The 482-nt window shown below is 61.6% G+C and carries 1 protein-coding gene; it reads left to right on the top strand.

Features of this window, described 5'->3' with window-relative positions; all coding sequences use genetic code 11:
• Positions 1-482: AMP-binding enzyme (locus V7728_RS20430; RefSeq protein WP_335371392.1), on the top strand; the 482-nt coding region annotated here is incomplete at both ends.

The following is a 482-nucleotide window of genomic DNA, read 5'->3' as shown; positions in this document are numbered from 1 at the left end:
GGCCTAGTCGAATGGCTCGGACGTTCAGACGGACAGGTGAAAGTCCGCGGCTACCGGATTGAACCGGGAGAGATCGAAGCGGCGATCCGGCGCATCGACGGCATTCGTGAGGCGGCGGTCACCGCCCGGAACGAACACGGCGAAACCGCGCTTTACGCCTATATTGAAGGACGGGAAAGCGATGACGTGCGGGCGGAGCTTGCGACACGCCTTCCGGCTTACATGATGCCAGCTCAGTTCATAAAGATGACCGAATGGCCGGTCACACCGAGCGGAAAGCTTGACCGCCGCGCACTGCCGGCTCCCGACGGAGCGGCAGACAGACAGGCGTACACCGCCCCGCGGAACGTCACGGAAATGAAGCTTTGCGCCCTTTGGGAAGAGGTGCTGAAAAACGGCCCCGTCGGCATCCGGGATCACTTTTTTGAGCGGGGCGGCCATTCGTTAAAAGCGACAGCTCTCGTCTCCCGCATCGCCAAAGA

This window comes from Bacillus sp. JHAA (assembly GCF_036961585.1).
Classification (GTDB): Bacteria; Bacillota; Bacilli; order Bacillales; family Bacillaceae; genus Bacillus; species Bacillus velezensis.
Note: the sequence above shows the minus strand (reverse complement) of the source record. Positions and strands in the feature narration are given on the sequence as shown.